Genomic DNA, 23,810 nt, shown 5'->3' with positions numbered 1-23,810 from the left:
CGCGGGGCGAACAGGACGGTGGCCGCTCCGCCCGGTCAAAGACCCCGCGGGGCGAACAGGACGGTGGCCGCTCCGCCTGGTGTCAGGAGGCCCGGCGGTGGCGCCGGGCGATCCGGCCCCCGGCCTGCATCGCGCTCACCGTTCCCGTGGCCGGGTCGGTCAGGAACCGGCCGCCGATGATGCGGCGGCCCGTGGCCGGCTCGCGGACCGAGAACGAGCCGTCGCGCAGCAACGCCAGCTCCCGGTAGACCTCGCCGTCGACCACCAGGACCGCGTCGCCGTCCGCGCGGATGTCCACCTGGTACTCCAGGTCGCCGTTGGTGTAGCTGCCGGTCAGGTCCGCCGCCGGGCGGGCCGCGCGGCCGAGTTCGCCCGGCAGCTCGTAGTCGCCCACCGGGAGGCCGTCCGCGCGCAGGGCCGCGACCAGGTCCGTCCACAGGGCCGAACCGGTGCTGCCGTTGGTGGTGAGCGCGACGACCCGGCCGTGTTCCGGGTCCACCCGCAGGTGGCAGGAGGTGCCGTCCGCGGTGCCGTCGTGGCCGGCCCAGTCCGCGTCCGCGCCGCGGTAGCCCGCCAGGCCGAGCCCCCAGGCGTCGGCCAGGCCGAACGGCTCCGCCCCCGGTACCGGGCCGCGCATCAGCTCGGCCAGGTCCGCCGGCAGCGGGCCGTCGCCCCCGCAGAACATGCTCCCGAACGCGGCGAGGTCCTCGGCGCTCAGCGCGAGCGCCCCGGCCGCGGCCTCGGCGGTGGTCAAGGTCTGCGCGACCGGGCGGGCGCGGCCGGTCGCCGCGTGCACCGCGTGCCCGCTGACGTGGCCGCCGGACCGCAGGCGGGCCCCCGGCTCCACGACGAACGCGGCGTCGATGCCGAGCTCGCCGAGCAGCAGCGCGTCCATCGCCTCCCACCAGCTCATCCCGGTGATCGCCTCGACCACGTACCCGGCGAGCACGTACCCGACGTTGGAGTACGAAAACCCCAGCCCGGGCGGCTGCACGAGCCCCGCGTCGCGGCACGCCCGCAGGTACCGGCGGGCCGAGCCCGCCTCGCCCGCGGCGGCGCCGAGCCCGGCCGGCAGCCCGCCGGTGTGGCTCAGCACCTGCGCGATGGTCGGTCTGCCGACCTGCGGGCCGAGCCCGTCCAGGTGCTCGCCGAGCGGGTCGTCCGGGTCGAGGTCGCCGTCGGCGACGAGCAGCATCGCCAGGGCCGCGGTGAACGCCTTGGTGATCGAGCCGGCCGGGAACTTCGCCTCGGGAGTGATCTCGCCGGCCGTGACCGACGCCGTCCGGCCGCCGTCGGTGACGACCAGCTGGGCGGCGGGCACCCCGTGCCGGTGCGCGAGGCCGGTCAGCAGCCGCTGCAGCCGCCCGGCGGCGGTGGACCGCTGGTCCGGAACCTCCCGGACCGCGGGGATGGACTGGGAAAACGTCGATGGAGAGGGCATGACCGGGGGGACCTTCCGCGTCGTTCGGCAGGGGGAGAGCAGGGGCGGCGGCTCAGCCGTCGGCGGCCATCTGCCGCTGCAGGCTCAGCGGCCGCATGTCGGTCCACACCTCGTCGACGTGGTCCATGCACTCCTGGCGGCCGCCGCGGAACCCGTCGGCGCGCCAGCCCGCCGGTACCTCGTTGGCCAGCGGCCACAGCGAGTACTGGCCCTCGTCGTTCACGAGTACCTGGAATTCGGCGTCGTCCTGCATAAGATCTTCCTTTCGGGTCAGCGGTTTCAGTGGTCCTGGCCGGCGGCGAGCCGCTCGAGGTCCTGCAGGACCCGTTCTTCGACCAGTTCGGCCAGCGCCAGCACGGTGCCGGCGGTGAGCACGTCCTTGGGGGTGAGCTCGACGTCGAAGGCGGACTTCGTCATCGAGGTGATCCGCAGGCTGCGCAGCGAATCGCCGCCGAGGGCGTAGAAGTTGTCCTCGACGCCGACCCGGTCGAGGCCGAGCGCCTCGGCCCAGATCGCGGCGAGCACCTCTTCGGTCTCGGTTTCCGGGGCCGCGTACCCCGCGCTCTCCGGCGTGACTTCCGGCGCGGGCAGGGCCCGCCGATCGAGCTTTCCGTTGGCCGTCAGCGGAAGCGCGTCGAGCCGGACGAACGCGGCGGGTACGTAGTGGGCCGGCAGGGTCGCGGCGACGTGCTCCCGCAGCCCGCTGTCCGGATCGCCCACGACGTAGGCGATCAGCCGCTGGTCGGCCGCGACAACGGCGGCGTCGCGCACGGCCGGGTGCTTGCGCAGCACCGCCACGATCTCCCCGGGCTCGATCCGGAAGCCGCGGATCTTGACCTGGTCGTCGGCCCGGCCGAGGAACTCGAGGGTCCCGTCGGCGCGCCACCGCACCAGGTCGCCGGTGCGGTACATCCGCGCCCCGGGCGCCCCGAACGGGTCGGCGAGGAACCGGGTGGCGGTCAACCCCGGCCGGTCGAGGTACCCGCGGGCGAGCCCGGCGCCGGAGACGTACAGCTCCCCCGCGACGCCGATCGGCACCGGCCGCAGGGCCGGGTCGAGCACGCGGACGCGGGTGTTGCGGATCGGCCGCCCGATCGGCGGCTTGGCGCCGGGTTCGAGGGAGTCGCTCCAGGTCGCCACCACGGTGGTTTCGGTGGGCCCGTAGGCGTTGATCATCCGGCGGCCCGGCGCCCAGCGGGCCACCAGGTCGGCCGGGCAGGCTTCGCCGCCGACGACCAGCGTGCGGAACGCGGGCAGCTCGACGTCGGGCACGCTCGCCATGGCCACCGGCGGGATCAGCGCGTGGGTGACGCCTTCGTCGCGCAGCACGGCGGCCAGGTGGTCGCCGAGCAGCGGCCCGGGCGGCGGCACGACCAGCGCGGCCCCGGCCGGCAGGGCCATGCACAGCTCCAGCACCGAAGCGTCGAAGCTCGGCGAGGAGAACTGCAGCACGCGGTCGCCCGGCCGGACGTCGAAGTGGGCGATTTCGGCGCTCGCGAAACTCGCCAGGCCGGCGTGGGTGACGACGACGCCCTTGGGCGTGCCGGTCGAGCCGGACGTGTAGATGACGTACGCCGGTGCGGCGAGGGAGCCGGACCGGACCGGCGGGGCGGCCGGCCCGTCGCCCTCCGAGCCGTCGAGGACGAGCACGTTGTCCACCGGCAGCGGCGTTCCCGGCTTCGTCACCACGACGACCGGCTTCGCGTCGGCGAGCATGAACGCGATCCGCTCGGCGGGGTAGTCCGGGTCGACCGGCAGGTAGGCGGCGCCGGTCTTGAGCACGGCCAGCTGCGCGACGACGATCTCCACCGAGCGTCCCAGTGCGAGCGCGACGATCCGCTCCGGCCCGGCCCCGCGCGCGGCCAGCAGCCGCGCCAGCCGGCCGGCCCGGGCGTCGAGTTCGGCGAAGGTGAGCGTTTCCTCGCGGGAAACCACGGCGACGGCGTCGGGCGTGCGGGCCGTCCGGTCCTCGATCAGCTCGATCAGGGTGACCGGCGCGACGTCGTGGCCGGTGTCGTTGAAGGCGACGAGCACCCGGTCGCGTTCGGCGGCGGTGAGGACGTCGAGCTCCCCCAGCGGGCGGGCCGGGTCTTCGGCCAGCGTGCCGAGGAGGTGTTCGAGCTGCCCGGCCAGCCGCCGGACGGTCGCCTCGTCGAACAGCGCCGGGTCGTAGCCCAGGCCGAGCGACAGGCGCGGGCCGGGAGCGGCCACGACGCTGAGCGGGTAGTTGGTCGTCTCCATCGCCTGCAGGTCGCGCAGCCGCACGCCGTGGGCGGCCACGTCGTCCGCGGTGACCGGGTAGTTCTCGAACACGACGAGGCTGTCGAACAGGTTCCGGCCGCCGCCGACCCCGCTCCACGCCTGCACCGCGGTCAGCGGGACGTGCTCGAACCGGCGCGATTCCGCCTGCGCCGCCTGCAGGTCGCGCAGCCACCGGGCGACCGGCGCCGCCGGGTCGGCGGTGACCCGCACGGGCAGGGTGTTGATGAAGATGCCGGTGATGTCGTCGACGCCGGCCAGCGCGGCCGGGCGGCCGGACACGGTGGCGCCGAAGCAGACGTCGGCCTCGCCGCTGTGGCGGGCCAGCAGGAGCGCCCACGCGCCCTGCACGACGGCGTTGAGGGTGAGCCGCTCGCGCCGGGCGAACGCCGCCAGCCGGCCGGTCGCCGCCTCGTCGAGGTCGCGGCTGACCCACGTCGACGAGCTCGATTCGTGCGCACCGCCCGGGATCCGGTCGTAGGGCAGCGGCGTCGGCTCGGTGACGTCGCCGAGCTGGTGGCGCCAGTACTCCTCGGCGCCCTCGGCGGTCTGGCCGCTCAGCCAGGTGACGTAGTCCCCGAACGGCCGGCGGTGCGGCAGCGCGGGCACGGTGCCCTCGCGCAGGGCCGCGTAGGCGGTGCAGACGTCGGAGAGCACCTGGAAGACGCTCCAGCCGTCCAGCAGGACGTGGTGGAAGGTCCAGACGAGCTGGACGGCGTCGCCGGGCAGCTTGGCCAGGGTGACCCGCAGCAGCGGCGCGGCCGCCAGGTCGAACGGCACCTCGCGGTCGCGGGCGAGCAGCTCGCGCAGGGCCTCCTCGCGGTCGCGGCCCCGCCAGTCGAGCTCGGTGACCGGCACCCGCGCCGCGCGGTGCACCACCAGCAGCGGATCCGGAACGTCCTCCCAGACGACGCTGCCGCGCAGCACCGGCGTCCGGTCGACCACGTGCTGCCAGGCTTCGGCCAGGAACTTCGGCTCGGCCACACCGTCCAGGACGGCGGTGACCTGTTCGAAGTAGACGCCCTGGGCTTCCTGGGACAGGCCGTGGAACACCATGCCGGCCTGCATCGGGGTGAGCGGGTGGAGGTCGGCCACGCCGCGGCCGTCGCCGGCGATCCGGTCCACCTGCCGCTGGTCCAGCCCGGCCAGGGGGAAGTCGCTCGGGGTGCGGCCGCCCGCGCCAGGGCCGGCGCAGTGTGCGACGGCTTCGCCCAGCGCGGCCACCAGGTCCGCGGCCAGCTTCCCGACCGTGGCCGCGGTGTGCGTGTCGCGGGCGTAGTACCAGGTCAGTTCCAGGGAGTCCCGGTCCACGCGGCCGACGACGTCGAGCAGGTGCGCCCGCCCGGCGCCTTCGCCGACCGCGGAGTCCAGGCTGCCGGCCGCGCCGTCGAGCCGGCCGAGGTAGTTGAAGCTGATCTCCGGCGCGAGCGCGGGCGCGGTCCCGGTCAGGTACCGCAGGGCGCCGTAGCCGACACCGCGGCGGGGCACCGCGCGCAGCTGTTCCTTGACCGACTTGAGCAGGGCGCCCCAGTCGCCGCCGATCCGCAGCGCGACCGGGTACAGCGAGGTGAACCAGCCGACCGTGCGGGACAGGTCGACGTCGTCGAACAGGTCTTCGCGCCCGTGGCCCTCCAGGTCGACCAGCACGCCCTCGCGGCCGGTCCAGCCGGCCAGCACCCGGCCGAGCGCGGCCAGCAGGACGTCGTTGACCTGCGTCCGGTAGACGCCCGGGACGTCCTGCAGCAACGCCCGGGTCAGCTCGGCGTCCAGGCGCGTGGTGACCGTGCCGGCGCCGGTGCCGGTGGCGTCGCGGTCGACCGGCAGGGCCGCGTCGACGGCGAGCGCTTCGCGCCAGTACGGCAGTTCGTCGTCGAACGCGCCGGCTTCGGCGTGCGCGGCGAGGCGGTTGGCCCAGTCGCGGAACGAGGTCGTCTTCGGCGGCAGCGGGCCGCCGCGGTAGGCGGTTTCCAGGTCCTCCAGGAGGATCCGCCACGAGACACCGTCGACGACGAGGTGGTTGACCGTCAGCCGCAGGACCGCGGGGTCGAGGAGTTCGGCGGTGAGCAGCGGCCCGTTCGCCACGTCGATCCCGGCGCCGAGGACCTCGGCCGGTCCGGCCGCGGCGTTTTCCTGGCCGGTGCCGGTGAACCGCATCCGCAGGGCGTCGTGGTGCCCGGTCAGGGTGGCCAGCGCCGCGCGCAGCCGCTCGACGTCGTAGGGCTCGTCGCGCTCGATCCGGACCGACTGGGTGAACCCGGCCGGATCGCCGAAGTCCCCGGCGAAGAACCAGTGCTGGATCGGGGTCAGCGCGGCGTAGCCGGTGACCGGCCCCTGCTCGGCCACGGTGACCGCGGCCGAGCCCGCCGCGACGGCCAGCGCGGCGACGGTCTGGTGGGCGAACAGGTCCCGCGGGGTGAGCGCGAGGCCGTGGCGGCGGGCCCGCGAGACGACCTGGATGCTGAGGATCGAGTCGCCGCCGAGTTCGAAGAAGTTGTCTTCGACGCCGACGCCGGGCACGCCGAGCACGCCGGCCCAGACCCCGGCGAGCACGCGTTCGGTCTCCGTGCGGGGCGGCACGTACCCGGCCATCGGCTCCGCGGCCGGCTCCGGCAGCGCCCGGCGGTCGACCTTCCCGTTGTCGCTCAACGGAAGCGCGTCGAGCGTCACGAAGGCCGAGGGCACCATGTAGTCGGGCAGGTCCCGCTGCAGCCACTCGCGCAGGTCCGGTGTCCCGGTCGTGACGACGTAGGCGACGAGCCGCCGGTCCCGCGCGACGACCACGGTCTCGGTGACGTCCGGGTGGGCGGCCAGTGCCGTTTCGATCTCGCCCAGCTCGATCCGGAAGCCGCGGATCTTCACCTGGTCGTCGGCCCGGCCGACGAACTCCAGCAGGCCGTCGCCGGTCCAGCGGACGACGTCCCCGGTGCGGTACATCCGCTCCCCCGGCGCGCCGAACGGGTCGGCGACGAACCGCTCCGCGGTGAGGCCGGGCCGGCCGAGGTACCCGCGGGACACGCCGCGGCCGGCGATGAACAGCTCTCCGGTCACCCCCGGCGGGACCGGCCGCAGCCCCTCGTCCAGGACGTAGGTCGCCATGTTGTCCAGCGGCCGCCCGATCGGCATCGCGTCCGGGACCGCGGCTTCGGGCGCCAGGACGTACCGGCTGGCGAAGGTGGTCGTCTCGGTCGGGCCGTAGCCGTCGACGACGGTCAGGCCGGGGCAGGCGTCCCGCACCTGCCGGACGGCGGCGGCCGGCACGACGTCACCGCCGGTCCACACCTCCCCCACCCCGCGCAGGCACGCGGGATCCTCCTGCGCCAGCAGGCGGAACAGCCCGGCGGTCAGCCAGAGCGCGGTGACGCCCCGCCCGGTGACGAGCGAGCGCAGCACGTCGGCGTCGACGTCCCCCGGCGGCGCGACGACCACCCGGCCGCCGTTCAGCAGCGGCACCCAGACCTCGTACGTCGAGGCGTCGAACGCCTGCGGCGAGTGCAGCAGCACGGTCCGGTGTGCTTCGCCCGCGAACGAGCGGTCCGAAGCCAGCGCGACGATGTCGCGGTGGGTCACCGCCACGCCCTTGGGCTGGCCGGTCGACCCGGACGTGTACATCACGTACGCCAGGTTCCCGGGCCGAACCGGGACGTCCGGTGCACCGGGCGGACCGGTTTCGTCGACGCGCACGACAAGTCCATCGTGGACGTCCACTTCGGACTTGTCGGTGACGACCACGGAGACGCCCGCTTCGGCCAGGACCAGCCGCATGCGGCTCGCCGGGGCCCGCTGGTCGACCGGCACGTACGCGGCCCCGGCCTTCAGCACGGCCAGCTCGGCCACGACGAGGCCGGCCGACCGCTCCAGCAGCAGCCCGACCCGGTCCTCGGCGCCGACACCCAGCTCGATCAGCCGGGCCGCGAGCCCGGCGGCCCGGGCGTCGAGCTCCGCGTAGGTCAGGTCGTCGACCGCGAAAGCGTCCGGCGTCCGGCGGACCTGGTCGGCGAACCGGCTCACCACGGTGGCTTCGGGCACCGGGTGGGCCGTCGCGTTGAACGTCCGCAGCACGAGCTCGCGGTCGTCCTCGGTGAGCAGGTCGAGCTCGCCGACCCGCCCGTCCGGGGCGGCGGCGATGCGTTCCAGGGCCAGCGCGAGGTGGCCGGCGAGCCGGTCGACGGTGGCCCGGTCGAACAGGTCGGGGTCGTGGTCGAACGCCACCGACAGCCGCTCGCCCGGCGTGACGACCACGCTGAGCGGGTAGTTGGTCGGCTGCAGGTCGCCTTCCTCGTGCAGGCCGATGCCGTGCGCGGCGACCGCGTCGGCGTCGAACGGGTAGTTCTCGAACACCAGGATGCTGTCGAACAGCGTGCTGCCGCCCGCCCAGCCCTGCAGCTGGGCCAGTGACACGAAGTCGAACCGGCGCGCGCGGGCCTGCGCGGCCTGCAGATCACGCAACCAGGCCGAAACGGTCTGTCCGTCGTGGACGGTCACCGGCGCGGGCAGGGTGTTGATGAACAGCCCGACCATGGCCTCGACGCCCGGCAGGTCGGCCGGCCGGCCGGACACGGTGGTCCCGAAGACGACGTCGGATTCCCCGCTGCGGCGGGACAGCACGAGTCCCCAGGCGCCCTGGACGATCGTGTTGAGCGTGAGACCGGCGCGCCGGGCGAGGTCACGCAGCCCGTCGGCGGGCACCGAGACGTGCACCGACGCGGCGGACCGCGCGCGGTGCGCCTCCACCGGACGGCGGTCGTACGGCAGCGGCGTCGGCGTCCGCAGCCCGGAAAGCTGTTCGCGCCAGTGGGTTTCGGCGGCCGCGGTGTCCTGTTCGCCGAGCCAGCGCAGGTATTCGCGGAACGGCGGGCGATGGCCCGGCCCGGCGGCGCCCGCGTACCGGGCGCACACCTCGCCGAACACCTGCGCGGCGCTCCAGCCGTCGAGCAGCACGTGGTGGAACGTCCAGACGACCAGCACGTCCCCGCCGGGCAGGCGGGCGAACGCCAGCCGCATCAGCGGCGCGGCCGCCAGGTCGAACCCCTGCGCGCGGTCGGCTTCGAGGAACCGCTCCTGCTCGCGTTCGCGCTCGTCGCCGGCCAGCGCCGTCCAGTCGAGGTGGACGACCGGGACACCCGCGGTGCGGTCGACGACCTGCACCGGCTCGTCCAGGCCGTCCCAGACGACGCGGCTGCGCAGCACCGGCGTGTCCGCCACCACCCGCTGCCACGCGCGGGCGAGCCGGGCGGGGTCGTCGATCCCGGTCAGCCGCAGCCGCACCTGGTTGAGGTAGGTCCCGGCGGCGCCGTCGACGAGGCTGTGGAAGACCATGCCCGACTGCATCGGGGTGAGCGGGTAGATGTCCTCGACGGTCCGGCCGTTGCCGGCCAGGCGGTCGACGGCGGCCTGGCCGAGCCGGGCGAGGGGGAAGTCCGACGGCGTGCGACCGCCGGCGTCCGGCCGGGCGCAGTGCCCGACGATCCCGGTGAGCGCTTCGAGGAGGGCGCCGGCGAGCCGGCGCACGGTGGCTTCCGTGTGCACGCCCGCGGAGTAGTGCCAGGTGAGTTCCAGCTCGTCGCCGACGACCGCGCCGACGACGTCCAGCTGGTGCGCACGCAGCTGTTCGGGGTGGGCCGCGCCGCCGAGGCTGCCGCCGTGGTCGAAGCGGCCGAGGTAGTTGAAGCTGATCCGGGGGTCGATCTGCGGGGCGGTGCCGGTGAGGTAGCGCAGGGCGCCGTAACCGATGCCGCGGCGGGGCACCGCGCGCAGCTGTTCCTTCGCCGCCTTCAGCGCCTCGCCCCAGTCCCCGCCGGCCGCGGTCAGCTCGACCGGGAAGATCGAGGTGAACCAGCCGACCGTGCGGGAGAGGTCGAGGCCGCGGAACAGGTCCTCGCGGCCGTGGCCTTCGACGTCGACCAGCACGCGGTCGCGGCCGGTCCAGTCCCGCAGCACCCGGCCGAGCGCGGCCAGCAGGACGTCGTTGACCTGCGTCCGGTACGCCCCCGGCACGTCGTGCAGCACCGCGCGGGTCTGCTCCGCGGGCAGCCGCACGACCACGGACCGGGCCGAGCCGTAGGTGTTTTCGCCGGCCGCGTCGACCGGCAGCGCCGGGTCGGCGTCGATGGCCGTCCAGTGCGCGAGTTCATCGTCGAACCCGCCGCCGGCCGCGTGGCCGGCCAGGGTGCGGGCCCAGTCGCCGAACGCCGTGGTCCGAGGCGGGAGCTGTCCGCCGGCCAGGAGCGTGTCCAGGTCCTCCAGGAGGATCCGCCACGACACGCCGTCGACGACCAGGTGGTGCGCGGCGAGCGTCAGCGTCGTGCCCGACAGTCCGGCCCGCAGCAGCGGCCCCTTCTCCAGGTCGATGGTGGCGTCGAGGACGTCGGCGACGTCTTCGGCGTAGTGCTGGCCGTCGGCGGTGAACCGCAGCCGCAGGGCGTCGTGGTGCTGCTGGAGCTCGCGCAGCGCGCGGCGCAGCACCGCGGGGTCCGGCGCGACCGGCAGGTCGACGGCGACGGACTGGACGAACTCGCCGGCGTGCACCGGCCGCGGGTCGAGGTACCAGTGCTGCACCGGCGTCAGCGGCACTTCGCCGGTCGCCGGCCCGGCGGGGGCCGCGGCGGGCGCGGCCGGGGTGGCGGCGAGGGCGAGCGCGGCGACGGTCGGGTGGTCGAACACCTGGCCGGGCATCAGGTCGAGCCCGGCGCGGCGGGCGCGGGAGACGACCTGGATGCTGAGGATCGAGTCGCCGCCGAGTTCGAAGAAGTTGTCGTCGGCGCCGACGCGCTCCACCCGCAGCACCTCCGCCCAGATGCCGGCGAGGAGCCGCTCGGCGTCCGTGGCGGGTTCGCGGTACCCGGGCGAGGAGACGAAGTCCGGCGCGGGCAGCGCGCGGCGGTCGACCTTGCCGTTTTCGTTGAGCGGCAGGGCGTCGAGCGGCACGAACACCGCCGGGACGAGGTAGTCCGGCAGCGACCGGAGCAGGAACTCGCGCAGGTCCGGCGTCCCGTTCGCGACGACGTAGGCGACGAGCCGCTTGGTCCCGGCGGTCTCGGCCGCGACGACGACGGCCTCGGTGACGTCCGGGTGGGCGGTCAGCGCGGTCTCGATTTCGCCGAGTTCGACGCGGAAGCCGCGGATCTTGACCTGGTCGTCGGCGCGGCCGACGAACTCCAGGACCCCGGCGCGGTTCCAGCGGACGAGGTCGCCGGTGCGGTACATCCGCGCGCCCGGCTTCCCGGACGGGTCGGCCAGGAACCGTTCGGCGGTCAGCCCCGGCTGCCCGAGGTAGCCGCGGGCCAGCCCGGTGCCGGCCAGGTACAGCTCGCCGACGGCGCCCGGCGGCACCGGCCGCAGCCCGTGGTCGAGGACGTGGGCCGCCATGTCGTCCAGGGGCCCGCCGATCGGCACCACGTCCGGCACCGCGGCTCCGGGCGCCAGCACGAACCGGCTGGCGAAGGTGGTCGTCTCGGTCGGGCCGTAGCCGTCGGCCACGGTCAGGCCCGGGCAGGCCGCCCGCACCTGGCGGATCGCCTCGCCGGGGACGACGTCGCCGCCGGTCCACACCTCGGCCACGCCGGCCAGGCACGCCGGGTCTTCCTGCGCCAGCAGGCGGAACAGCCCGGCGGTCAGCCACAGCGCGGTCACGCCGTGCGCGCCGGTCAGCCGGCGCAGGACCTCCGCGTCGATGTCCCCCGGCGGCGCGACGACCACCCGGCCGCCGTTCAGCAGCGGCACCCACACCTCGTACGTCGAGGCGTCGAAGGCCAGCGGGGAGTGCATCAGCACCGTCCGGTGCGCGGGGCCGGCGAAGCTGCGGTCGCGGGCCAGGCCGGTCACGTCCCGGTGGGTGACCGCGACCCCCTTCGGCGTCCCGGTCGAGCCCGACGTGTACATGACGTACGCGAGGTTTCCGGGGCGTATAAGGACGTCCGGCGCCTCGGCCGGTCCGCTCCCGAGCTCGCCGACCGACGCGATCTGTCCACTGTGGACGTCTTCGGCCAGCGCGCGGCCGGCGTCGTCGGTCACCAGCACGCGCACGCCGCCGAGCAGCGCCGTCAGCCGCTCGCGGGGCGCGCGGGCGTCCAGCGGCAGGTACGCGCCGCCGGCCTTGAGCACCGCGAGCTCGGCGACGACGACGTCGGCCGAGCGGCCGAGCAGCAGCGCCACCAGTTCGTCCCGGCGCGCGCCGAGGCCGACGAGCCGGCGGGCCAGCCGGTTCGCCCGCGCGTCCAGGTCCGCGTAGGTCAGCGTTTCCGCGCCGGTGACGGCGATCGCATCCGGCGTTCGGCGGACCTGCTCGGCGAACAGCGCCGGCACGGTCGCGGCCGGGTGGTCCTGTGCGGTGTCGTTCCAGCGCGCCAGGTCGAGCTGCTCGGCGTCGGTCAGCATCCGCAGCCGGGACACCGGCTCGTCCGGGCGCGTCGCCAGCTCGGTGAGCAGGGTTTCCAGGTGCCCGGCGAACCCGGCGACGGTCTCGGCGTCGAAGAGCTCGGGGTCGTAGCCGAACAGCAGCTCCAGGCGGTCCTCGCCGGGGTAGGCGACGACGCTGAGCGGGTAGTTGGTCGTCTCCACGCCCCGCAGGTCGCGCAGCCCGAGCTCCGCGGTGACCGGGTAGTTTTCGAAGACCAGCAGCGTGTCGAACTCCCCGCCCCAGCTCTGCAGGCGGGCCAGCGGCAGGTGGTCGAACCGGCGGGCCTCGGCCTGCGCGGCCTGCAGGTCGCGCAGCCAGTCCGCGACGCGCGCCTGCTCGTCGACGTCGGCGAGCACCGGCAGCGTGGTGATGAACATGCCGGTGATCTCGTCGGCGCCGGGCAGTTCGGCGGGCCGTCCGGAGACCGTGGTGCCGAAGCAGACCTCCGGCCGGCCGCCGTGGCGGGCCAGCAGCACCGCCCAGGCGCCCTGGACGAGCGTGTTGAGGGTCAGCCCGTGCCGTTGCGCGGCGGTGCGCAGCGGCCCGGCGGGCAGCTCGACCCGCAGCGACGCCGTGGACTCGACGGCGTGGCCGTCGGGGGTGCGGTCGGTGCGCAGCCGGACCGGCTCGGGGCGGCCGGAGAGCTGCGCGCGCCAGAAGCGTTCCGCCTCCGGCTGGTCCTGCGCGGCCAGCCACCGGACGTGGTCGGCGAACGGGCGCCGGGCCGGCAGCGGGCGCCCGGCGAGCGCGGCCGCGACGTCCGAAAGCACCTGGAAGAGGCTCCAGCCGTCGAGCAGCAGGTGGTGGAACGTCCAAACGACGCGGACCTCGGTGGCCGAAACCTTGGCGAGCAGCAGCCGCATCAGCGGGACGACACCGAGGTCGAGCCCGGCCGCGCGGTCGGCGGCCAGCACGGTTTCGAGGTCTTCCGGCCCGGTGGTCCAGTCGCGGTAGGAGATCGGCAGGGCGACCTGCCGGTGCACGACCTGCACGGGCGCGTCGACGCCGTCCCAGACCACCTGGCTGCGCAGGACCGGCGTCCGGTCGGCCACCCGCTGCCAGGCGCGGCCCAGCGCCGCCGGGTCGGGGACGCCGTCCTGCACGAACGTCACCTGCTGGAGGTAGGCGTGCCGGCCGCCGCCGGTGAGCCGGTGGAAGAGCATGCCGGCCTGCGCCGGGGTGAGCGGGTAGATGTCCTCGACGCCGCGGCCGTCGCCGGCCAGCCGGTCCACCGCGGCCTGGTCGAGGCCGGCCAGGGGGAAGTCGGACGGCGTGCGGCCGCCGGCGCCCGGTTCCGTGCAGTGCGCGACGATCCCGGCCAGCCCCTGGACGAGGTCGTCGGCGACGGTCCGGATCGTGGCTTCCTCGTGGAGCTGTTCCGAGTAGAACCAGGTGATCTCCAGGCGGCCTCCGGAAACCCGGGCGACGACGTCGACGGCGTGCGCACGGACGTCCGCGGGGTGCTGGCGGAGTTCGAGGTCCCGCTCGAGGCCCCGGTACAGCTCGCCATCGGCCTCGAACCGGCCGAGGTAGTTGAAGCTGAGCCGGGGCCTCACCGCGGGAGCGGTACCGGTGAGGTGGTGCAGGACGCCGTAGGACAGGCCGCGGGCCGGGATCGCGCGCAGCTGCTCCTTGACGGACTTGAGCAGGGTCGCGACTTCGGTGCCGGGCACGTCGAGCGCGACCGGGAACATCGAGGTGAACCAGCCGACCGTGCGGGACAGGTCGACGTCGTCGAACAGGTCTTCGCGGCCGTGGCCTTCGAGGTCGACCAGTACGCGTCCGGTGCCGGTCCACCGGCGCAGGGCGCCGCCGAGTGCGGCCAGGAGGACGTCGTTGACCTGGGTGCGGTAGACGCCGGGGACGTCCTGCAGCAGGGCCCGGGTCAGCTCGGCGTCGAGCCGGGTGGTGACCGTGCGGGTGCTCGCCACGGTGTTGGCGCCGCCGGTGTCCAGGGGGATGTCCGCACCCTCGACCGCCTGCCAGTACGGGAGGTCTTCGGCGAAGGAATGCCCGGCGAGCCGGCCGGCCCACTCCTGGAACGACGTCGTCCGGGCCCCCAGGGCGCGCCCGTGGTAGGCGTGGTCGAGGTCCTCCAGGAGGATCCGCCACGAGACGCCGTCGACCACCAGGTGGTGCACGGCCAGGCGCAGCGTCGTGCCGGTGAGCTCGGCGCTGACCAGCGGACCGTGCTCGACGTCGATCTCCGCGCCGAAGACGTCGGTCTCGCCGGGCTCGGCGTGGACCTGCGTCCAGCCGCCGGCGGTGCGGCGGAAGCGCAGCCGGAGGGCGTCGTGGTGGGCGACGACGGTGGCGACCGCCGCCCGCAGCCGGTCTTCGTCGACGTCGTCGGCGAGGCGGACGCTCAGCTGCTGGACGAACTGGTCCGGGTCGGCCGGATCGGTGTCCAGGAACCAGTGCTGGATCGGGGTGACGACGACCTCGCCGGTCGCGGCGGGCCGCTCGGCCACCGGGCCGGCCACCTCGGCTACCCCGGCGGCCGCGGCGAGCGCGGCGATCGTCTGGTGCCGGAAGACGTCCTTGGTGGTGATCCGCAGGCCGGCCTTCGCCGCCTCGGAAACCAGCCGGATGCTGAGGATCGAGTCGCCGCCGAGCTCGAAGAAGTTGTCCTCGACGCCGACCTCGGGCAGGCCGAGGGCGTCGGCCCAGATTCCGGCCAGGAGCCGTTCGGTCTCCGTCCGCGGGGCGACGCGGGTGGTGCCGCCGGAGAAGTCCGGGGCGGGCAGGGCGCGCCGGTCGAGCTTGCCGCTGGGGTTGAGCGGGAGCCGCTGCAGGGGCACGAACGCCGAGGGCACGAGGTGGGCGGGCAGCGAGGCACCGAGGAACTCCCGCAGGTCCGCGGGGGCCTCGGGGACGACGTAGGCGACCAGCCGCTGGTGGCCGGCGTCGGTGCGCGCGACCACGACCGCCTCGGTGACGTCCGGGTGCTTGCGCAGCGCGGCCTCGACCTCGCCGGGCTCGATCCGGAAGCCGCGGATCTTGACCTGGTCGTCGGCGCGGCCCAGGTACTCCAGCTCGCCGCGGGCGGTCCAGCGCACGACGTCGCCGGTGCGGTACATCCGGGCGCCCGGCTCGCCGAAGGGGTCGGGGACGAACCGGCCGGCGGTCAGGCCCGGCCGGCCGAGGTAGCCGCGGGCCACGCCCGCGCCGCCGAGGTGCAGTTCGCCGGGGACGCCGACGGGGACCGGCCGCATGCCGCCGTCCAGGACGTAGGCGTGGATGCCGGCGATCGGGCGGCCGATCGGCGGGGTGCGGTCGGTGTCGTGGTACCACGCAGTGGCGTACACAGTGGACTCAGTGGGCCCGTAGATGTTGGCGATCCGGCTGCCGGGCAACGCTTTCCGGATGTCGTGCAGCGCGTGCAGCGTCAACGCCTCGCCGGCCAGGACCACAGTGGACGGCCGCACAGACACCGCGCCCTGGGCCAGCAGCTGGGCGAACGCCGAGGGCACGCCGCTGACCAGGCCGACCGGCCGGCCGTCCTGCTCGCCTTCGCCGAGGGCCAGCACGTCCCGCACGATCTCGACGGTGGCGCCGGTCATCAGCGGCGCGAAGATCTCGAACACCGAGACGTCGAAGTTCAGCGACGTCGAGGCGACCACTGTGGACCCCGGACGGAAGACGTCCCGGAAGTCGGTTTCCGCCCACGCCATCAGGTTCGCGGCGCTGCGGTGGGCGACCACGACGCCCTTGGGGCGGCCGGTCGAGCCGGAGGTGTGGATCACGTAGGCGGGGTGGTCCGGGTTCGTGGCGCGGGCGAGCGGCTCGGCGGAGACACCGTCGAGCAGGGCGGGGTCGTCGAAGGCGAGGGCGGGCACGGTGCCGGGACCGTGGCCGTCCCGGGTCAGCAGCAGGGCCGGCGCGGCGTCTTCGAGGATCAGTTCCTTCCGGTCGGCCGGGTAGGCCGGGTCGACCGGGAGGTAGGCGGCGCCGGACTTCAGCACGCCGAGCAGCGCCACCAGGATCCGCTCGGTGCGCGGCAGCGAGACGGCCACGAACCGCTCGGGCCCGGCGCCGCGCTCGACGAGCACCCGGGCCAGCCGGCCGGCCTGTTCGTCGAGCTCCCGGTAGGTCAGCGAACGGCCTTTGCAGACGACCGCGACCGTGTCCGGGGTGCGGGCCACCTGGGCCTCGAACAGCTGCGGCAAGGTGGCCGCCGGCGCGTCGAGAACGGGCCCGCGGGACAGTTCGTGCAGGTGCGCCAGCTCGGCGCCGGCCATGATCGGCAGCCCGGCCACCGGCCGGTGCGGCTCGGCGACCACCGCCTCGGCCAGCGTCCGCAGGTGCCCGGCGAAGCGGTCGATCGTGGCGGCGTCGAAGAGCGCGGTGTCGTATTCGATCGCGAAGCGGCGGCCCTGCGGCTGGAACTCCAGCACCAGGTCGAACCGGGCCCGGGGGCGGGGCAGATCGTGCTCGCCCAGGCGGAGGGCGCCCGCCTCCCGGGGCCGGACGAGGTCCTGCTGCAGGACCAGCAGGACCTGCACCAGCGGGGTCCGGCTCGGGTCACGAGCCGGCCGCAGGTCGTCGACGACCTGGTCGAAGGGCACTTCGGCGGCGGCGAAGGCCGCCAGCGTCGTTTCCTTGACCCGGTCGAGGAAGGCGTCGAACGGCTGGGCCGGATCGACCGCGGACCGCAGGACGAGGGTGTTGACGAAGAACCCGGCAAGCCGTTCGAGCTGGTCGTGGTCGCGGCCGGACACCGCGGTGCCGACGGCGACGTCGTCCTGCCCGGTGTAGCGGGCCAGCAGCACCTGGACCAGCGCGGTCAGGGTCGTGAAGAGCGTCGCGCCGGTGTCGTGGCCCAGCTCGGCGAGCCGGCCGGCGAGGTCCGCGGGCAGCTCGTACCGGCGGATCGCGCCTTCGGCGGCCCGCACGGGCGGGCGCGGCCGGTCGGTGGGCAGGTCCAGGGGCTCGAGGCCGGCGAGCTGCTCGCGCCAGTACGCCAGCTGCCGGTCGCGCAGCGGGCCGGCGAGCCGGTCGCGGTGCCAGCGGGCGTAGTCGCGGTAGCCGATCTCCAGGGGGTCGGGCTTCTCCCCCGCGTACAGCGCGGCGAGCTCGTCGACGAGCAGGCCGACCGACCAGCCGTCGGTGATGATGTGGTGCTGGCACAGCAGGAGCAGCTGATCATCCGCGCCGCGCCGGATCAGCGTGGCGCGCGTGAGCGGCCCGGTGGCCAGGTCGAACGGGCGGTCCAGCTCGGCCGCGAGCTGCGCGTCCAGGTCCGCCTCGGCGTCGGTTTCCCGCAGCGGGATCGTCCCCGTCTCGGCGACGACCTGGACGCCTTCGCCGTCGACGGTCCGGAACGTCGTCCGCAGCGACTCGTGCCGCGCGGCCAAGGCGTCCAGCGTGGCCCGCAGCACCTCGCGGTCCAGCGGGCCGGAGAGGGTGAGGCCGACACCGGCGTTGTATTCGGTGCTGCCGGGGTTCTGCTGGTCCAGGACCCAGAGCCGGCGCTGGACCGGCGACAGCGGGACCACGGCCTCGGGGGTGCCGGGCTCGATCCGGCCGGCCGGGCCGCCGTCGTCGGGCAGCAGCTCGGCGAGCTTCGCGATGGTGCGGGCGTCGAACACCACCCGCGGGGACAGCTCGGCGCCGAACCGCGCGCGGATCCGGGCGAGCGCGCGGGCACCGAGGATCGAGTCGCCGCCGAGTTCGAAGAAGTCCGCGTCGACGCCGATGTCCGGCACGCCCAGCACGTCGGCCCAGATCTCGGCGAGGGCCTCCTCGGCCGGGGTGCGGGGCGCGGTGTGGGCGGCCCGGACCTGGGCCTGCCAGTCGGGATCGGGCAGCGCGTCGCGGTCGAGCTTGCCGTGGTGGGTCAGGGGCATCGCCTCGAGCGGGACGAACGCGGCCGGGACCATGTACGGCGGCAGCCGGTCGGCCGTGGCGGCACGCAGGACCGCCGGATCGGCGTCGCCGGCGACGTAGGCCACCAGGCGTTTGACACCGGGCCGGTCCTCGCGGGCGACGACGACCGCCTCCCGGACGTCCGGCCGGCTCAGCAGCAGCGCTTCGATCTCGCCGGGCTCGATCCGGAAGCCGCGGATCTTGACCTGGTGGTCCGCGCGCCCCACGAACTCCAGCTCACCCGCCGCGGTCCGGCGGACGACGTCGCCGGTCCGGTACATCCGGGTACCGGGACCGCCGAACGGGTCGGCCACGAACCGGCTCGCGGTCAGCCCGGGCCGGTCGAGGTAGCCGCGGGCCAGTTCCGGGCCGGCGAGGTAGAGCTCGCCGGTGGCGGCCGGGCGCAGGGCCTCGTCGAGGACGTACGCGGTGGCCTCCGGCAACGGACGGCCGATCGGCGGCGGGCCGCCGGGGACGAGCGGGTCGCTCCAGGTCGCGACCACGGTGAACTCGGTGGGGCCGTAGGAGTTGATCATCCGGCGGCCGGGCGCCCAGGTCCGGACCAGCTCGGGCGGGCAGGCGTCCCCGCCGACGATCACCGTCCGGAAGTCCGGCAGCGCGGCGGCGTGCTCCGCGGCCAGCGTGGCCAGCGCGACCGGCGGGATCAGGGCGTGCGTGACGCGGGTGCCGGCCAGCACCTCGGCGAGCCGGTCGCCCAGCAGCGGGCCGGGCGGCGGCACGACCAGGGCGGCCCCGTGCGGCAGCGCCATGCCGAGCTCGAGGACGGACGCGTCGAAGCTCGGTGAGGAGAACTCCAGGACCCGGTCGCCCGGCCGCACGTCGTACTGCGCCCGCATGGCGGCGAAGAAGCCGGCCAGGCCGCGGTGGGTGACCAGGACGCCCTTGGGCACGCCGGTCGAGCCGGACGTGTAGATCAGGTAGGCCGGGTGGTCGACGTGCAGCGGGCGCGTCCGGTCGGCGTCGGCCGGGTCGGTGTCCGGCAGGCCGTCGAGCAGCCCGGGTTCACCCAGGTCCAGGACGGGGACCGCGTCGATGCCGGGGTTCGCGGACGAGCGCGTCACGACCAGCACCGGGCGCGCGTCGGCCAGCACGAAGGCGATCCGCTCGGCGGGCTGGTCGGGGTCGACCGGCAGGAAGGCCGCGCCGGCCTTGGCCGCCGCCAGCTGCGCCACGACCAGGTCCGCCGACCGCGGCAGGACGAGCGCGACGACCGCTTCCGGGCCGCCGCCCCGGCCGATCAGCAGCCGGGCCAGCCGGTTCGCCCGCGCGTTGAGCGCCGCGTAGCTCATCGTGCCGTCGGCGCCGGTCAGGGCCGGTGCCCCGGGGGTGCGGGCGGCCTGTGCCTCGAACAGCCCGGCGAGGGTGCGCGCGGGCACCGATCTGTCGTCGTCGGCGGTCGGAACCGAGACGTCGTTACGCGGCATTGCGGAAACCTTTCGAGCACGGGGTGACGTCAGCGCAGGGCCGTCCAGGCGCTGGGAGAGCACACGCAGATCTGGCCGGCGACCAGGTGACTCACGAAATGCGATGGAGCGTGCGGCCGGTTCCGCGCGTCGCCCGCGCTGGGCCGGCGAGGCCGGGAACCGGTTCTTTTTGCCACTCGTTCAACAAATCGGTCCGGCGTGCCACCCGCCGGGCAAACCTGCTGGAACGAGCGCGAGACACAGTGATCCTTTCCGACCGGGACAGTCGCGGCGGGACCGGAAACAGTTCCGATATCGGCGGTCACCCCCGCGGTGTGATTAGCACCGGCGACCACCGAACGCGTGCGACAACCCGGCGTTCTTCGTGCAGTAGGTCGGTCACCGGCCGTCGAGTACCCCCAAGACCAGCCGGATTGGCATCACGCTACCTAGAGAACGCGGTGCTCGTACCGCCGAACGGAGCATTGGCGAAAATGTCCAAAAATCGCGTCGCTTAACCCGGACAGCGAGTAGTTCGCCGTCGATTTTTGTTCACTCTTCTGCCGGTAAATGTTACCTCGATTGGGAGGTTTGACTTTGCCGCAGTGCGCCTACCTGCACCGATCCGGCGACACTCGGGTGACGACCACGGCCGAGCGGGCGGATACACTCGCAGAAGGAAGTACGAAAAGGCGTGGCCCACGTTACGGGACGTCACCCGATTGGCGGGTAACACGGAGATCGGTGAAATGATCGATCGAAGTCGGGAGCTCCGGCCGGCTCGATACAGATCTTCGCGGTCTCCGTCAAGCGGACAAACTTCACCTCGGGAATGCGGCCGCCACCGATTGGCGTGCCCCGGCCGCCGTTCCGGTCGCGCGGGCCGTCGCGAATCGCGGTGGCTCCCGGTGCCGGCCGGCAGCCTCCGGTCGGCTCCTTGTGCCCCGGGACCGGCGGGCCCTACGGTCGGCGGGTCGAGACGGGGAGGCCGCGTGCGTTTGTTCGGAGCTGTCCTGGGAAGCCTGCTCCTGCTGACCGGCGGTACGCCCGCCCTGGCGGGCACCGGCTGGTCGCCGTCGCCGATCGCGTGGACAGCCTGTCCCGACGATCCGGACAGCCCGGACGCCCCGGACGGCGAGTGCGGCACCCTGCGGGTGCCCCTGGACTGGGCGCGGCCGTGGGGGCCGTCGATCACCCTCGCGGTGGCCCGGCACCGGGCCACCGATCCCGCGCACCGCCTCGGCGTGCTGCTGGCCGACGCGGGCGGCCCCGGTTCCTCCGGCGCGGAGTTCGCCCTGTCGCCGTCCTTCTTCAGCCCGGAGGTCCGGGCCCGGTTCGACGTCGTCGGCTTCGACCTGCGCGGCACCGGCCGCAGCGAGTTCATCCGGTGCGACGACACGACCGTCCCGCCGGGCAACGAGCCGGCGGACGCCGCCCGGTTCGACGCGCTGCGCCGCTACAGCGAGCGAGCGGTCGCCGCGTGCCGCGCCCGCAACTCCCCGGTGTTCGACCACGCGAACACCGCCGTCAACGCCCAGGACATGGACGCGGTCCGCCGCGCGCTGGGCGAAGCCCGGATCAGTTTCCACGGCATCTCCTACGGCACGCTGCTCGGCCAGCAGTACGCCGAACAGCACGGCGACCGGGTGCGCGCCATGGTGCTCGACAGCTCCGTCGACCACAGCGCCGGCCTCGAGCGCTTCCTGGGCGACCGCGCCACCGCCGCGGACGAGCTGTTCCACCAGTTCGCCGCGTGGTGCGACCGGACGACGAGCTGCGCGCTGCACGGCCGGGACGTCGTGGCGCTCTGGCCGCGGGCCCTCGAACTGGCCGGCCCGGACTCGAACCGGGTGCGCGACCGGGTCTTCTCGGACATGTACGGCCCCGACTGGGACGACGCCGCCCGCGTCATCGCCGACACCCTGGCCGGGCAGCCGCAGGTGTCGGCGCAGTTCGAATACAACTACGACTCGATCCGCCTGGCCGTCGTCTGCCAGGACTTCGCCCTCCGGATCCGGGACTTCCCGCAGTACCGGGCGTTGCGCGCCGAGGAGCTGCGCCGCGGGCCGCTCATGCGCGGCAGCATGCTGGGCCACGCCGAAGCGATGGCGTGCCTGGGCGTCCACGGCCCGCCGGCGAACCCGCCCCACCGCCTGGACATCGCGCGGGCGCCGCGCATCCTGCTGCTGAACGCCCGGTACGACCCGGCAACCCCGTATACCTGGGCGCTCGCCATCCACCACCGGGCCCCGGCGAACACGACCTTGCTGACGTACGAGGGCTCGGGCCACGGGATCTACCCGCGCACGACCTGCACCCGCTCGGCGGTGGACCACTACCTGCTGACCCTGGAAACCCCGCGCCACGACATCAGCTGCCCGGCCTGACGACCGCGGCGATGCGCGTCCCGATTTCGGGCGGCGCCGGGGACGCCTCGCCGGGCGGGGTTCCCGTCCACACAGGACAGTGCGCCGGATGCCCGGCGCGTCAGCCCGGAAGGCGGAACCTGCTGCGGCCGGAGACGAAAGCCGTCACCGGCCACGAAGTCTCCCGATGCGGCAGCAACCCGGCGCGGGACTCGTACCGGCCCAGGTGACCGGCGGCCGAGCTCACCGCGCCGACGAGGTCGAGCACCAGGACGGCCGCCGGCGTCAGGCCGTCCGCACCTGCTCCCGGAACGCCGCCGGCGTCGTCCCCGTCCGGTGCTGGAAGTACTTCGAGAAGTTCGAAGCGTCGTCGAACCCCAGTTCGGCCGCGATCCGCGCCACCGGATCCCGGCCGTGTGCCAGCTGTCGCTTGGCCTCCAGCACGATCCGTTCGTCGATCAGCTGCTTGGCGCTCGACCCGGTGTTCTCGCGGGCCAGCCGGTTGAGGGTGCGCGCCGAGTAGCCCAGGCGGGCCGCGTACTCCGCGACCTGGTGGCGCGTCGAGAAGCTCTTCTCCAGCTCCTCGCGGAACCACACGAACGCCGGGTGCGTCGGCGGGCGACGGCCGCTGCCCTCCGGGACCGCCATCACGAGCAGCAGCAGCGCCGCCGCCAGGGCCCGGACGAGGGCGGCGTCGCGGAGGTTCGTGTCCGGCGCCGCCGCCGTGGCGAGCGCCGTGGCCAGCGCCGCCGCCGCGGGCGTTCCCGCCACCGTCCCGGCCGCCCAGTGGTTCGGCGTGGCCACCCCCGCGGACCGGATCAGCTCCCAGGCGGCGCCGTCGATCGCGGACGGCGTGAACAGGAACACCGGCCCTTCGACGTCCTCGACGGCACCCCACTGCTGGACCTGGCCGGCCCGGACCCAGAGCAGGTCGCCGGGCGCGAGGGGGTGGCCGGTGAAGTCGACCGTGTGCACCGCACGGCCCGACTCGATCGTGACCAGCAGGTCGAAGCCGAGGCGCTGCGGGGCGACGAACTCGTGCGGACCGCTGCGGGCCCGCATGCGCGCCAGCGACGTGAGCTCGATCTCGCCGGTCACCCCGGCCGGCGGCTCGTACCGGACGGGCCGGATGCGTTGTCCCATTTTTACCATGGTACGTCCCGGGCGGACCGTGAAAAGCCCAGCTCGGCTTCGTAGCCTGTGCTCGTGGGAGTGAAAGTCACCCGTAGCACCCGAAAGGACATCCCCATGAGCACCCTCGACTACCGGATCATCGACGCGGCCGACAGCTCGCTGAACAAGACCAGCGTGCTGGTGACCGGCGAGACCGAAGCCGTCCTCGTCGACGCGGCGTTCACCCGGGCCGACGGGCACCGGATCGTCGCCGAGCTCCTCGACGCCGGCAAGCGGCTGACCACGGTGCTGGTCACGGCCGGCGACCCCGACTTCTACTTCGGCGCCGAGGTCGTCGCCGACGCCTTCCCCGAGGCGGTGTTCCTGGCGCCGGCCGACGTCGCCGAGCACATCCGCGAGACCTACGAGAACAAGCTGGCCGCGTGGGCGCACCTGGGCACCAACCTGCCCACCCGGCTGGTCGACATCGCGCCGCTGACTACGCCTTCGGTCACTGTGGACGGTGTCGCGCTCGAAGTCCGCCGCGGCAGCACGGAGCTGGGCGACCGCGCCTGGTACGTCTTCGAACCGGCCGGGCGCGCCCTGCTCGGCGGGGTGCTGCTGTTCGAGGGCCTGCACGTCTGGACCGCCGACAGCGCGACCACCGGGCAGCGCACCGAATGGCTGCGCGTCCTCGACGACCTCGAAGCCCTCGAACCCGCCTTCGTCGTGGCCGGCCACCGGGTCGCCGGCGCGCCCACCGACCGGACGGCGATCCGGCACACCGCCGAATACCTGCGGTTCTTCGAGAAGACCATCGCCGAGTCCGCCGACGCCACCGCGGCCGAAGAGCAGCTCCTGGCCGCCTACCCGGACACCGGGCTGAAGATCGCCGCGGCGCTCGGCACCAAGGTCGCGAAGGGCGAGATGGCGTGGGGCTGACC

At 74.5% G+C, this 23,810-nt stretch carries 6 protein-coding genes; 2 read left to right on the top strand and 4 right to left on the bottom strand.

Going from position 1 to position 23,810, the window contains the following annotated elements:
* Positions 1-82 precede the first annotated feature (82 nt).
* The 3 genes from C2L59_RS26565 to C2L59_RS26555 are packed head-to-tail and all read right to left on the bottom strand — an operon-like array spanning position 83 to position 19,408.
* A complete protein-coding gene (locus C2L59_RS26565; RefSeq protein WP_103352221.1) occupies positions 83-1,441 on the bottom strand; it encodes a serine hydrolase in 1,359 nt (452 codons plus the stop codon).
* A gap of 52 nt (positions 1,442-1,493) precedes the next feature.
* Positions 1,494-1,694, bottom strand: coding sequence for an MbtH family NRPS accessory protein (locus C2L59_RS26560; protein ID WP_103352220.1), 201 nt, complete (start codon positions 1,692-1,694; stop codon positions 1,494-1,496).
* A gap of 26 nt (positions 1,695-1,720) precedes the next feature.
* Positions 1,721-19,408 (bottom strand): non-ribosomal peptide synthetase, encoded by a 17,688-nt coding sequence (locus tag C2L59_RS26555; RefSeq protein WP_103352219.1) that lies wholly within the window; start codon positions 19,406-19,408, stop codon positions 1,721-1,723.
* 971 nt (positions 19,409-20,379) lie between these two features.
* On the opposite strand from C2L59_RS26555, the gene C2L59_RS26550 reads away from it, so the two are divergent.
* Entirely contained in the window at positions 20,380-21,774 is a 1,395-nt protein-coding gene (locus C2L59_RS26550; protein WP_233223692.1) for an alpha/beta hydrolase, read from the top strand.
* 264 nt (positions 21,775-22,038) lie between these two features.
* On the opposite strand, the gene C2L59_RS26545 is transcribed toward C2L59_RS26550, so the two are convergent.
* Positions 22,039-22,896, bottom strand: a complete 858-nt coding sequence (locus tag C2L59_RS26545; RefSeq protein WP_103352217.1) for an AraC family transcriptional regulator — start codon at positions 22,894-22,896, stop codon at positions 22,039-22,041.
* Between the two features lie 105 nt (positions 22,897-23,001).
* Between C2L59_RS26545 and C2L59_RS26540 the strand changes: the two genes are divergently transcribed.
* Positions 23,002-23,808, top strand: coding sequence for an MBL fold metallo-hydrolase (locus C2L59_RS26540; RefSeq protein WP_103352216.1), 807 nt, complete (start codon positions 23,002-23,004; stop codon positions 23,806-23,808).
* Positions 23,809-23,810 lie beyond the last annotated feature (2 nt).

It is taken from the genome of Amycolatopsis sp. CA-128772 (genome assembly GCF_002904295.1).
GTDB lineage: Bacteria > Actinomycetota > Actinomycetes > Mycobacteriales > Pseudonocardiaceae > Amycolatopsis.
This window is presented reverse-complemented; position numbering and strand designations above follow the sequence as displayed.

Excerpts from the sequence above, each read along its gene's own strand:
- C2L59_RS26565 (WP_103352221.1), bottom strand. The coding sequence starts at position 1,441 with ATGCCCTCTCCATCGACGTTTTCCCAGTCCATCCCCGCGGTCCGGGAG.
- C2L59_RS26560 (WP_103352220.1), bottom strand. The coding sequence starts at position 1,694 with ATGCAGGACGACGCCGAATTCCAGGTACTCGTGAACGACGAGGGCCAG.
- C2L59_RS26555 (WP_103352219.1), bottom strand. The coding sequence starts at position 19,408 with ATGCCGCGTAACGACGTCTCGGTTCCGACCGCCGACGACGACAGATCG.
- C2L59_RS26545 (WP_103352217.1), bottom strand. The coding sequence starts at position 22,896 with ATGGGACAACGCATCCGGCCCGTCCGGTACGAGCCGCCGGCCGGGGTG.
- C2L59_RS26540 (WP_103352216.1), top strand. The coding sequence starts at position 23,002 with ATGAGCACCCTCGACTACCGGATCATCGACGCGGCCGACAGCTCGCTG.